The 11,896-nt window shown below is 62.6% G+C and carries 10 protein-coding genes; 6 read left to right on the top strand and 4 right to left on the bottom strand.

The window, feature by feature from the left end:
- Positions 1–119: 119 nt before the first annotated feature.
- Positions 120–473, bottom strand: a complete 354-nt coding sequence (locus ARUE_RS08045; protein WP_011774402.1) for an Rv2175c family DNA-binding protein — start codon at positions 471–473, stop codon at positions 120–122.
- A gap of 258 nt (positions 474–731) precedes the next feature.
- Here ARUE_RS08045 and ARUE_RS08040 point away from each other — a divergent pair, with 258 nt between their 5' ends.
- Positions 732–2,075 (top strand): LysM peptidoglycan-binding domain-containing protein, encoded by a 1,344-nt coding sequence (locus ARUE_RS08040; RefSeq protein ID WP_014921360.1) that lies wholly within the window; start codon positions 732–734, stop codon positions 2,073–2,075.
- A gap of 74 nt (positions 2,076–2,149) precedes the next feature.
- Positions 2,150–4,216: a Stk1 family PASTA domain-containing Ser/Thr kinase gene (gene pknB, locus ARUE_RS08035; RefSeq protein WP_014921359.1), complete on the top strand. Its 2,067-nt coding sequence runs from the start codon at positions 2,150–2,152 to the stop codon at positions 4,214–4,216.
- A gap of 71 nt (positions 4,217–4,287) precedes the next feature.
- Here the strand turns inward: pknB and ARUE_RS08030 are convergent, their stop codons facing one another.
- Together ARUE_RS08030 and ARUE_RS08025 are read right to left on the bottom strand one after the other, a co-directional pair.
- Complete coding sequence (locus ARUE_RS08030) at positions 4,288–5,691, bottom strand: class II 3-deoxy-7-phosphoheptulonate synthase (RefSeq protein ID WP_011774399.1); 1,404 nt, start codon at positions 5,689–5,691, stop codon at positions 4,288–4,290.
- Between the two features lie 66 nt (positions 5,692–5,757).
- Entirely contained in the window at positions 5,758–6,549 is a 792-nt protein-coding gene (locus tag ARUE_RS08025) for a lysophospholipid acyltransferase family protein (protein ID WP_014921358.1), read from the bottom strand.
- Between the two features lie 110 nt (positions 6,550–6,659).
- Here ARUE_RS08025 and ARUE_RS08020 point away from each other — a divergent pair, with 110 nt between their 5' ends.
- From ARUE_RS08020 to ARUE_RS08010, 3 genes are read left to right on the top strand one after another with little or no spacing between them, the layout of a single operon-like run.
- The gene (locus ARUE_RS08020; protein ID WP_014921357.1) at positions 6,660–7,448 is read left to right on the top strand and encodes an alpha/beta hydrolase; all 789 of its coding nucleotides are present in this window, start codon (positions 6,660–6,662) and stop codon (positions 7,446–7,448) included.
- On the top strand, positions 7,445–8,248 hold the full coding sequence (locus ARUE_RS08015; protein WP_014921356.1) for an alpha/beta hydrolase: 804 nt from the start codon (positions 7,445–7,447) through the stop codon (positions 8,246–8,248). Before ARUE_RS08020 ends, ARUE_RS08015 begins: the two co-directional genes overlap by 4 nt.
- The gene (locus ARUE_RS08010; RefSeq protein ID WP_014921355.1) at positions 8,235–8,789 is read left to right on the top strand and encodes a hypothetical protein; all 555 of its coding nucleotides are present in this window, start codon (positions 8,235–8,237) and stop codon (positions 8,787–8,789) included. The genes ARUE_RS08015 and ARUE_RS08010 overlap by 14 nt, the downstream gene beginning before the upstream one ends.
- A 29-nt stretch (positions 8,790–8,818) precedes the next feature.
- Here ARUE_RS08010 and ARUE_RS08005 read toward each other — a convergent pair whose 3' ends face one another.
- On the bottom strand, positions 8,819–9,877 hold the full coding sequence (locus ARUE_RS08005) for an ROK family glucokinase (RefSeq protein WP_014921354.1): 1,059 nt from the start codon (positions 9,875–9,877) through the stop codon (positions 8,819–8,821).
- Positions 9,878–10,064: 187 nt separating this feature from the next.
- Here ARUE_RS08005 and ARUE_RS08000 point away from each other — a divergent pair, with 187 nt between their 5' ends.
- Positions 10,065–11,876, top strand: coding sequence for an AMP-dependent synthetase/ligase (locus ARUE_RS08000; RefSeq protein WP_043470017.1), 1,812 nt, complete (start codon positions 10,065–10,067; stop codon positions 11,874–11,876).
- Positions 11,877–11,896 lie beyond the last annotated feature (20 nt).

The raw sequence follows: 11,896 nt of genomic DNA, 5'->3' as shown, positions 1-11,896 counted from the left end.
GCCCACAATCCTTGAGGCCGGCATAAAGACGACATGCAGAGACGACGGCGGTGAATCACCGCCGTCGTCCGCGTCTATTCCGGTCTCCTGCTGAGGCGTCCCAGTTAGAGGAAGGGCAGTTACCAGGCCAAAGACTGGGCGCGACGCCTGATCTCTGTCTTACGCCCCTCGCGAAGTGCGTCTATGGGGCGCCCGCGCAAAGACTCATCCGCGGTGAAAAGCCAGATGATCAGTTCTTCGTCGTTGTAGCCGGCGTCGCTGAGAACCGCAATGGTTCCCTTCAAGCTGTCTACAACATGCCCGTCCTGGACAAAAAGGGCCGGGATTGAGCGGATGTTCCGTTCTCCCCGCCTGATGGCGACAAGCGCACGCTCATCCAGAAGTCCGTGGACTTTGGTGATGGAAACTTCCAACATTTCGGCAACATCCGGCAGCGGCAGCCAGTCGGAAACAAGGCTTTCTACATTACTCACGGATCAAGGTTGCCACGCCGCCCCGCCCGGCGCCTAGCCGGAGTCCCCCGCCGGTTCCCGCAGACCGCTCTTCAGTAGCGATTTCCTGCGCATCAATTGTGGTCTTTTGCCCGGTTTGACAGGAATTGTTGTGTGGATCGACTAAGTATGAGAGATTCACACTGATCACATTTGCATCATTGATAACATCAGCACCACTGGTAACACTGACAACAGCGTCAACAATCACTCCCGCTGTTCGAGATGAGGACAAATTTCATGACGACGCCCCGTTCGCCGAAACGAACCATGAGCATGCCGGTAATCGCGGCAACCACGGCCGCGCTTCCCGCCGTGGTTTTGTCCTCGCTTGCTTTGGCCCAACCGTCCATGGCAACACCGGCACCGCAAGCTCGAAAAATCCCCGCAACACTCGCGGCGGCCATGAAAGCCCAGCCGGTCAACGTGGGCTCCGTCATTCCCGCACAGGCGGTCGCAGCCACGATCCCTGCAGCGCTGAGGCCCATGGCCCCGTCCGTCCCGGACAGCTACACGGTGGTCCGCGGCGATACCATCAGCGCCATCGCGCGCCGCTTCAACCTGGACACTGCGGCAGTTCTTCAGCTGAACAAGCTCTCTCCCACCACGCTGATCTACCCGGGACAGACCATCAAGCTCACGGGCACAGCCGCAGCAGCGCCCTCGCAGCCGGCTCCGGCCGCACCCACCACGCCCAGTGCCCCCGGCACCGCAAAGATCTACACCGTGGTTCCCGGGGATACCCTGGGCGCCATCGCAGCCAAACATGGCGTAGCGCTGTCCAGCATTTTCAGCTGGAACGGGCTCAACGGAAGCTCCATCATCTATCCCGGACAGAAGATCAAGGTCAGTGGCGGATCCGCCCCATCAGCACCAACAGCACCGGCACCTGCACCTGCTCCCGCACCACTGGCCGGCACAGGTTCCTACACCATCAAGGCAGGCGACACCCTCAGTTCCATCGCTTCCCGCCACGGAGTTTCCCTTGCTGCGTTGATGGCCGCCAACAACAACGTGACAGCCACCACTGTCATCTATCCCGGCCAGAAGCTCACCATTCCCGGTGCCGGCCTTCAGCCTGTGGGCGATACCAAGCCACTGGTCCCCAGCACTTTCCTGGGCTTCACATATCCGCCTGCAGTTGTCAGTTCGGCCAACGAGAACAAGGCCTTGCTCAACGCTTCACCGGTGCCCAGCCGGGCCGAAATGAAGAGCATCGTGGCTGACACAGCTCGGCGCATGGGCGTCAGCCCGTCCTTGGCTTTGGCCTTCGCCGAACAAGAATCGGGCTTTGACCAGCGGGCAGTCTCGCCCGCCAATGCCATCGGCACCATGCAGGTTATTCCTTCTTCAGGCCAGTGGGCGTCCGACTTGGTGGGCAGGAAGCTCAATCTCCTGGACCCGTACGATAACGCCACGGCAGGTGTCGCTATCATTCGGACCCTCATTGCTACCAGCAAGGACCTGGACACGGCGATTGCCGGCTACTACCAGGGCCAGTACTCGGTCAGCAAGTACGGCATGTACGACGACACCAAGCGGTACGTCGAATCGATCAAGGCCCGCCAGCGCACCTTTGGCTAGGCCTCAACTGCACCTCTGAAGGGGCCCGGATCCTGCACGGATTCGGGCCCCTTCCCTGCCTCGTTTAGGATCGTATGGTGCAAGAACCAACGCAGGACCACCTCATCGGGACCACCGTGGACGGCCGATACACGGTTCGTTCCCGCCTTGCGAGTGGCGGAATGTCCACTGTTTACCTTGCCACGGACCAGCGTTTGGAGCGCGACGTGGCCCTCAAAGTCCTGCACCCGCATCTGGCCAACGATCCCACCTTCCTGGAGCGCCTGAGCCGTGAAGCAAAGGCGGCCGCGAGTCTCTCGCACCCGCACATCGTTGGCGTGCTCGACCAAGGCGAGGACGGCCCCATCGCCTATCTGGTCATGGAATACGTCAAGGGGCACACCCTTCGTGACACCCTGAACGAACAGGGTGCCTTGCCGCCACGCCTTGCCCTGGCGCTGATCGATCCTGTCATTGAGGGCTTGGCCGCCGCCCACCGCTCAGGTCTGATCCACCGTGACGTCAAGCCGGAGAACGTCCTCATTGCGGACGACGGACGCATCAAGGTGGGCGATTTTGGATTGGCCCGGGCCATCTCGGCCAACACCAGCACCGGCGCCCTCATTGGCACAGTGGCTTATTTAGCTCCCGAACTGGTGCTTGGCCAGCCTGCGGATGCCCGCAGCGACATCTACTCGGCCGGCATCATGCTCTACGAGATGCTGACGGGCAAACAGCCCTACGCGGGAGACTCCCCCATCCAAGTTGCTTACCAGCACGTCAATGCAGCGGTGGGACGCCCCTCGGACGCCGCTCCCGGCCTCGCAGAGGACCTGGATGAGCTGGTGCAGTGGTGCACCGCGGTAGATGCGGAGAACAGGCCCGTCGACGGCACTGCTTTGCTGACCGAACTCCGCCACATCCGCACCACGCTGACTGACGAAGACCTGGACCGCAGGCAAGCGCCGTCCCAACCCCCTGGCTCCCCTGCGGCTGCGACGGCCGCCGCAGCTCTTGGCGGCCCGGGCGGGAACCCCACAGAGGCCATCCCTGCCACGGCCTCACCCACGGAAATGATCTCCCACCAGAGCAACCCCACCACCATCATGGCGGCAGCTGGTTCGGGCAGACCTCAAACCGCCGCTGTTGGTGCAGTCAACCATGAGGTCGTGCGCCAGCCCGGCAAGCGGGAGCTGAAGAGACTCGAACGGCAAGAGATCAAAGACCGCGCCCGAGCCGCAGCCACGCCAAGTCGCCCGCTGCGCGAGGGCAATCCCCGCCGCCGTGGCATCATCTGGACCATCGTGATCGTCATCCTTGCAACGCTTGCGGCATCGGCAGGTTGGTTCTTCGGAATGGGACCCGGATCGCCGGGGACCGTGCCCGACGTCAAAAACAAGACCGTTGCGGAAGCGCAGCAGCTTCTCCGGACCGCCGGCTTCCAGTCTGAGCCTAAAGATGTTTTTGACGACGACATCCTGGCAGGGCTGGCCGTTGGGACCGAGCCGGAGTCCGGCGCCGAGGTTCGCAAGTTTCAACCCATCACGCTCTTCGTCTCCAAGGGTGCCCAGCTTTTCGCCCTGCCAACTTTGACCGGCGGCAGCCTGGATGAGGCAAAGACAGCGCTCAACGCAGCCGAAATGGCTCTCGGCAACGTCACGCAGGCTTTCGACGAAAAGGTTCCTGCCGGCGTCGTGATCTCCCAGGATCCGGCCAAAGGCACTGAAGTCAGGCATGGCACGCCGGTGTCGCTGGTGGTCTCCAAAGGACCCCAACCCATCCCCGTTCCCGATGTGCGCGGACTGGCGCAGGACGCAGCCGTCAAGGCCCTCCAAGACGCCGGTCTGACAGCTGTGATCGCTCCGGAGACCGTCAACGACAAGACTGTCCCCAAAGGTGCCGTTGTCTCCCAAGTACCGGCGAACGGCACACTTGTCCGGGGCGAAGCGGTGACACTCACTGTGTCCAAGGGACCCAAGTTGGTGAAGGTCCCCAGTTTCATCGGCAAGCAAGCCGACGAGGCCGAAAAGGAACTGAAGAAGCTCGGTTTCAAAGTTCAGGTCAACAAGGTTTTGGGTGGCTTTTTCGGCACCGTCCGGGACCAGAACCCGGTGAATACCGAGATACCGGAAGACTCAGTGGTCACACTGACTGTCGTCTAGCAATCGGGTCCCGATCATTTCAACGACAAAAAAGCGCGGTCCGGGAATCCGGACCGCGCTTTGTTGTATCTCTACCTCTTGGAGAGGGCTCCGGCTACCAGGAAGGCCATCTCAAGGGACTGCATGTGATTCAGGCGGGGATCGCACACTGACTCGTAACGGTCCAGGAAGGCATCCTGGTCGATCGGGTCAGCACCACCCAAGCACTCAGCAACGTCATCGCCGGTCATTTCAACGTGAAGTCCGCCCGGCACCGTGCCCAGGGCGTGGTGGACCTCGAAGAATCCACGTACTTCGTCAATGACGTCATCGAAGTTCCGCGTCTTGTAGCCGTTTGGCGACGTGACCGTGTTGCCGTGCATCGGGTCGGTCACCCACAGCACCTGCGCACCGGATGCAGTGACGCGCTCGACGACGGCCGGCAGCTTTTCGCGGATGTTGCCGGCGCCCATGCGGGTAATGAAAGTGAGACGGCCAGGTTCGCGGTTGGGGTCCAGTTTGTCGATCAGGCGCAGGGCGTCGTCGCCGCTGGTAGTGGGACCGAGCTTGACGCCGATGGGGTTCCGCACGCGGGACAGGAAATCAACGTGGGCATGGTCCAGTTCACGGGTCCGCTCGCCGATCCACAGGAAGTGCGCGGAGGTGTCGTAGGGCAAGCCGGTCCGCGAATCGATGCGTGTCAGTGCGCGCTCGTAGTCAAGCAGCAGTGCTTCGTGGCTGGCAAAGAACTCCACGCGCTTGAGTGCCTCGAAGTCAGCGCCGCAGGAGTCCATGAAACTAATGGCACGGTCGATGTCCCGCGCCAGCGATTCGTAGCGCGCGTGTGCCGGGTTTTCGGTGAACCCCTTGTTCCACTGGTGAACCAGGCGGAGATCCGCGAAGCCGCCCTGGGTGAAGGCCCGGATAAGGTTCAGTGTGGATGCGGACGTGTGGTACGCCTGAAGCATCCGGCCGGCGTCATGAGCACGGGATTCCGGCGTGAAATCGTAGCCGTTCACGATGTCGCCGCGGTAAGCGGGAAGCGTCACGCCGTCGCGGGTCTCGTCGTTGGAGGAGCGTGGCTTCGCGAACTGGCCGGCCATCCGCCCCATCTTGATGACGGGCATGGCAGCGCCGTAGGTGAGGACCACTGCCATCTGGAGGATCGTTTTGACCCGGGCACTGATCTTGTCCGCTGTTGCGGCCTCGAACGTTTCAGCGCAGTCACCGCCCTGCAGGAGGAAGGCCTTACCCTGGGCAGCAGCGGCGAGGCGCTCCCTCAGGACGTCCACTTCACCGGCGAAGACCAGGGGCGGCACGACGGAGAGTTCCTTGACGGAAGCCTTGAAGACATCAGAGTTCGACCACGTGGGCTGCTGGGAAATTGGCAGGTCCCGCCAAGCGTCGAGCCCGGGATAGTTTGCTGCCCCGCTCTGGGCGGTGCTGGCGAGAGGATCTGCTGCGGAGGGTGCGGTGTTCGCGGTTAGCTCAGTCACCCTTCAAGAGTAGTAGCCTGCGGCAAGGTTGCGAGACTGCAGCCGTAACCGATGCTGCCGCTTACGTCACAGTTTCTCCGCTGGTCCGTTCCCGTCACTCCGGGGTTCGTCCCTGTCCTCTGCAATGTCTGCTGCGGCGTCTTCAGCAACCTCGATCTTATGGACGGGCTCGGGGCCTTTGCCGGCCAACTGGGCCTTAACCACTGCTGCGTACTCGTCAACATATTCCTGGCCGGAGAGCCGCATCAACTCGTACATGATTTCGTCGGTCACTGCCCTTTGGATCAGGCGGTCGTCTTCCATCCCGTAGTAGCGGCTGAAGTCCAAAGGCTGCCCGAAAATAAGGCCGATCCTGCGGATGTTCGGCAGTCGCTTGCCGATAGGCTGGACCTTCTCCGTCCCGATCATGGCCACGGGCACCACGGGAACACGGGTTTGCAGCGCAAGCTTGGCCACGCCTACTTTGCCGCGGTAGAGCCGGGCATCCGGGCTCCGGGTGCCTTCCGGATAAATCCCCAGCAGGCCCCCCGAGTTCAGGACGTCTTTGCCCGCCTGCAGTGACGTCTCCGATGCCGCGCCGCCGGACCGGTCCATCGGCAGTTGGTTGCTCAGCCTGAAGAACAGTGCAGTGAGCCGTCCCTTGAGACCTTTACCTGTGAAGTACTCGGACTTGGCCAGAAAGATCACAGGGCGATGGACCATCAGCGGCAGGAAAATGGAATCCGAGAAGGACAAATGATTGGAGGCCAAAATGGCGGCTCCGCTTTCAGGAACGTTGTCCAGCCCCTTCACCCAGGGGCGGAACAGGAGCTTGAGAATGGGACCGAGAAAGATCCTCTTCATGACCCAATAGAACACGTTTGTCCTCTCACGGCCGATTGGTTGGCATGCACCCGGGCAACCCGGCCGGCACTCAACAGCAACCCTACTCCAGTGAGATTTGTCAGGAACAGTGACACGATGGACGCATGACGGAACGCCTTATACCCGCCGCGCCGCTCGCATTCCACCATGCCGGACACGGAGCCAACGCATCCATAGGAGTGGCCATCTGCCACGGCTTCACCGGAAGCCCCCTCAGCGTCCTCCCCTGGGCCGAGTATCTCGCAAAGCAGGGCTTTGCGGTGTCCGTGCCCCTGCTCCCCGGACACGGCACCAGCTGGCAGGACCTCGCCACTACAAGGTGGCAGGACTGGTACCGGACCTTCGAGAGGAGCTACCTGGATCTGGCGGCGAACACCGGAACGTGTTTTGTGGCAGGCCTGTCCATGGGCGGAGCCGTGGCTCTGCGGGTGGCCTCCCGCCATGAAGTTCCCGGGCTGGTCCTGGTGAACCCGGGGCTGAGCTTCTATGACCGCCGCGTGAGGTATGTCGGAGCGCTGAAGTACGTCATGCGCACCACCACCCCCATAGTGGAGGACACTCCCACGCCGGTAACAACCGAGGACGGAGACTACTCCAAGACACCGCTGAAGTCTGTCCACGAACTCAAGAAACTCTTCCGCGCTGCTACCCGGGGCCTCCCGCACGTTGAGGCTCCGGCCCTGGTCTTCAAATCCTCGGTTGACGACGTCATCCCTCCGAGCTCTGTGGCCACTATCAGTAAGTCAATCGGCTCTTCCCGCCTGAAAGTAGTGGCGCTTCCGCACAGCGGGCACGTAGCCACCCTGGATGTGGATGCACCCACCATTTTTGAAGAATCAGCCGGCTTTTTCCGCCAGCATGCCGGGGACAGAGTAGCCTCAGAGTCATCATGAAAATGTTCCCCGACTTTTCGCCGTTCCACAGCAGCTGGACGGGTGCCGGGCCGCGCGTCGGTGTTGTCATGTCCCACGGGTTCACTGGTAGCCCGCACAGTGTCAGGCCGTGGGCCCAACACCTTGCCGAGGCAGGCTATGCCGTCAGGCTACCGCTGCTGCCCGGTCACGGCACCTCCTGGCAGGACATGGCCACCCGCTCGTGGCGGGAGTGGCACCGCGCGGTGGATAATGCCTACCTTGAGCTGGCTTCCGAGTGTGATTACGTTTTCTCTGCCGGCCTGTCCATGGGCGGAACCTTGGCGTTGCGGATAGCAGCCACGCGTCCTGTTGCCGGGACGGTGGTGGTTAACCCCGGGCTGGTCCTCGACGATCCCCGGGCCGTCATCGTCGCTGCCCTCAAGTATGTGGTGAGGACCACTCCGGCCATCTCCAACGACATCCTCAAGCCCGACCAGGATGAAGGTGCCTACGCCCGCACACCCGTTGCGGCAGCTCACCAACTCAAGAAGATGTACAAGGACACAGCGGCCATCCTGCCGCGCATCAGCTCACCGGTTCGGGTCTACAAGTCCACGGTGGACAACGTCATCTCGAACGCGAGCCTGGAGTTCCTCCGTTCCAGGGTCCAGGCACCGGTGGATGTCAGATACCTCCACAACAGCCGCCACGTGGCCACCCTTGACAATGACGCGCCCGAGATTTTTTCCGGGACTGTCGACTTCATTCAAAAGACCGTAGCGGCCTTGGCCGGGCACGGGCTTTCTCCCGAAAAGGACACAGCCCATGAACAGGCCTGATCCCAATTCCGCTGATCAAAGCGCCAACAAGGACGACGACGCCGTGTGGCTGGATCTGGTGGCCAGGCTGGAGGCCACACAGTCGGCCCCGGAAAGGGAGCTGCCGCAGGACGCCGACAAGGACCCGGACGGTGAAGCCGGACGTTTGCAGGCAGAGCCCGGCAGGACCTTCAAGGATTTCGATCCACTGGGGTTGTCCGCCCCGGCCCGGGAACCGGTTGGTGATGCGGCGGCAGTCCCTGCGGACGCCGAAGCCGCTGGCCGGCCTGTCGGTCCGCGTGACTTCGACGTCGAGGACGAGGACCACACGTTCGTCCCCGAAGAGCCACCAAGCCTGGCGGGAACTGAGCCGCTGATCATGCTCGCGTGGGTGGGCGCTGTCGGTGGACCACTCGCGCTCCTCTTCACCGCCATGTTTTGGCGGTCCGCGCCGTTGACGGCAATTCTGGGCATTGTGGCCGCTTTCGTCGCATCCGTGGTGTACCTCATCATGCGGCTTCCGCAGGAAAAGAATGAGGACGACGACGGCGCACGCATCTAGGTGCCGACGCCCCGTTTGGCAAGGAAAACTCAGCTGCGCGCCCGGCCGCTGACCCGTGAAAGGTCGGCGGCGCCGATCATGCCGGCTCGCGGGCCCAAGGCCGCGAGTTCTATCCTCGCCATGGGACGGAACCCCCTGCCCGTCAGGTTCTTGGCGAACGACTCCCGTGCTGGTGCGGCGAGCAACTCCCCCGCATCACACAGGCCCCCGCCGATCACGAACATTCCAGGGTCCAATGCCGCTGCGAGGTTGGCCAACCCCAGCCCCAACCAGTCACCTTGGTCGGCAAGGAGTTCACGGGAGGTGGCATCTCCCGCAAGCGCCAGCGAGGTCACGGCCGCCCCGGACAGTTTCTCCGCGGTCCCGCCTGCCTTCTCCAGCAAAGCGCGGCCAGCCGGGGAATTGGTCCGCACCAACTGCCGGGCTTCACGCCCCAGCGCATTGCCGGAGGCGTACTGCTCCCAGCACCCGCGGTTACCGCATTCGCAACGGTGTCCACCGGGAAAGATGATCTGGTGCCCGAACTCCCCGGCGACGCCAAAGCGTCCCCGCTCCACCCGGCCATCCATGACCATGGCGCCGCCTATGCCCGTGCCCAGTGTGATGCAGACCAGGCGGCTTTCACCCTGTCCTGCGCCAAAGCGCCACTCCGCCCAGGCCGCGGCATCGGCGTCATTGGTGAGCAGCACGGGACGCCTCAGTAACTTCTGCAGGCTCTCCCTCAGGGGCTCGTTACGCCAGGCAAGGTGTGGGCTGAACAGGACCGTGCCGCCGTCGAGGTCCATCCATCCTGCGGCACCAATCCCTACCGATGCGATGCGGTGTCCTGCGCTCAGCTCGTCCACGAGTTCCACGATGGTCTGCTCGACAGCCCTGGGGTCGGCACCGGGTGTGGACCTGCGGGCCTCGGCGAGGACCCGCCCGTCGGCATCCACCACACCGGCGGCCACTTTGGTGCCGCCGATGTCGATCCCTATTGCCAGGCCCCTGCGGCCCAAATGGCTGCGGCGGGCAGCCCACGGGACCTCCTTCCAGGCAGAGGCCGGTGGCTTGGTTCTGACCAGGGAACTGGACCGTAGTGCAGGCATCCCATCATCCTATTCCGCAGGGCGGAGCAGCACCCGCATCGGACGGCACGGATGGAGCCGAGTTGCTTGAAATGACGGTGGATCCGTAAAGTTACTCGCCAGTAGGTGAAATAGAACACACCTCCGCGAGCGGGCATACTAGAGTGGAAGCAGCCCCTCGTGGCCCGTGGATATCAAAGGAGCTACCGTGCGTGAAATCAGTGTTCCTCCCCTCGTCAACATCGCCCCGGAAACCAACATCACGGACCTCGTGATCCGAGAGGCAGAAAAAGCATCCAACCCTGCGCTTTTCTCCAAGCTGGACGGAAATGGGCAGTGGCAGGACATCCGTGCCAAGGACTTCCTCGAGGACGTGAGGGCCTTGGCGAAGGGCCTCATTGCCAGTGGTGTTGCCGCCGGCGACCGCGTGGGCATCATGTCCCGCACGCGGTACGAATGGTCCCTTGTGGACTTTGCCATCTGGTTTGCCGGAGCCGTCTCCGTCCCGATCTACGAAACGTCGTCGCCTTCCCAGGTGGCATGGAACCTGGGTGACTCAGGTGCTGTGGCCGCCTTCGGCGAAGCAGCGCACCACGAAGACGTGATTCGGCAGGCTGTCGCCGCAGAGGACATCACGTCAGTTGCCAACGTCTGGCAGCTTGAGGGCGCCGGACTGGACGCCCTGCGGGCAGCAGGCGCCGGTGTCCCCGACGACGAGCTCGAGTCCCGCCGTTCCTCGGCCGGCCTGAAGGATCTCGCCACAATCATCTACACCTCCGGCACCACGGGCAGGCCCAAAGGCTGCGAACTGACCCACGGCAACTTCGTGGAACTCTCCGAAAACGCCCGCGCATCCTTGCCTGAGATCATCAACGAGTCTGGCAAGACCATCATGTTCCTCCCCCTGGCGCACGTTTTCGCACGCTTCATTTCCGTGCTGGCCGTGGCCGGCGGCGTCAAGGTGGCACACACCCCGGATATCAAGCATCTGTTGGCCGACCTCCAGAGCTTCCAGCCGACGTTCATTCTGGCCGTACCCCGGGTCTTCGAGAAGGTGTACAACTCTGCACTGACCAAGGCTGAGGACGGCGGCAAGGGCGCCATTTTCCACCGGGCAGTGGACACTGCGATCGCCTACTCCAAGGCACGCGAGTCCGGTTCCCTGGGGCTTGGCCTCAAGCTCAAGCATGCCGTGTTCGACAAACTTGTCTACGGGAAGCTCCGTGCGGCCATGGGCGGCCATGTTGCCCATGCCGTCTCCGGAGGCGGTCCGTTGGGCGAACGCCTGGGCCACTTCTTCCAAGGCATTGGCCTGCAGATTCTGGAGGGCTATGGCCTGACAGAGACCACAGCGCCCATTACCGTGAACACCCCGTCCATGATCAGGATCGGCACGGTAGGCGCCCCCCTTCCGGGAAACTCAGTCAAGATCGCCGACGACGGAGAAATCCTCGCCAAGGGTGTCTGCGTCATGCGTGGCTACTACAAGCGGGAAGACCTCACAGACGAAACGTTCGTTGACGGATGGTTCCGCACGGGGGATATCGGCGAACTCGACAGCAACGGATTCCTCAAGATCACTGGCCGCAAGAAGGAAATCATCGTCACCGCAGGCGGAAAGAATGTGGTTCCTGCCCTGTTGGAGGACCAGATCCGCGCGGATGCGTTGGTTTCCCAGGTGCTGGTGGTGGGCGATAACCGTCCGTTTATCGGCGCCCTGGTCACGCTGGACGAAGAAGCGCTTCCGGGATGGCTGGACCGCCACGGACTGCCCGCCAGCACAACGCTTGCCGAGGCCACGGACCATGCCGTGGTCAAGGCTGCAGTCCAGGAGCTCATCAGCAAGGCCAACCAGACCGTGTCCCAGGCGGAGGCCATCAAGTCCTTCAGGATTGTCCCTGCGGACTTTACTGAAGCCTCCGGTCATCTGACGCCATCCCTCAAGGTCAAGCGTGCACAAGTCATGAAGGACTTCGACGCAGTCATCGAGGAAATGTACTCCGCACCCCGCGCTTCGTAGCCACCAAGAATCACAAAAAA

Source organism: Arthrobacter sp. Rue61a, from assembly GCF_000294695.2.
GTDB lineage: Bacteria > Actinomycetota > Actinomycetes > Actinomycetales > Micrococcaceae > Arthrobacter > Arthrobacter aurescens_A.
Note: the sequence above shows the minus strand (reverse complement) of the source record. Positions and strands in the feature narration are given on the sequence as shown.

Coding starts and splice junctions, on each gene's coding strand:
- ARUE_RS08015 (WP_014921356.1), top strand. CDS start 7,445: ATGAAAATGTTCCCCGACTTTTCGCCGTTCCACAGCAGCTGGACGGGT.
- ARUE_RS08010 (WP_014921355.1), top strand. CDS start 8,235: ATGAACAGGCCTGATCCCAATTCCGCTGATCAAAGCGCCAACAAGGAC.
- ARUE_RS08020 (WP_014921357.1), top strand. CDS start 6,660: ATGACGGAACGCCTTATACCCGCCGCGCCGCTCGCATTCCACCATGCC.
- ARUE_RS08005 (WP_014921354.1), bottom strand. CDS start 9,877: ATGCCTGCACTACGGTCCAGTTCCCTGGTCAGAACCAAGCCACCGGCC.
- ARUE_RS08040 (WP_014921360.1), top strand. CDS start 732: ATGACGACGCCCCGTTCGCCGAAACGAACCATGAGCATGCCGGTAATC.
- pknB (WP_014921359.1), top strand. CDS start 2,150: ATGGTGCAAGAACCAACGCAGGACCACCTCATCGGGACCACCGTGGAC.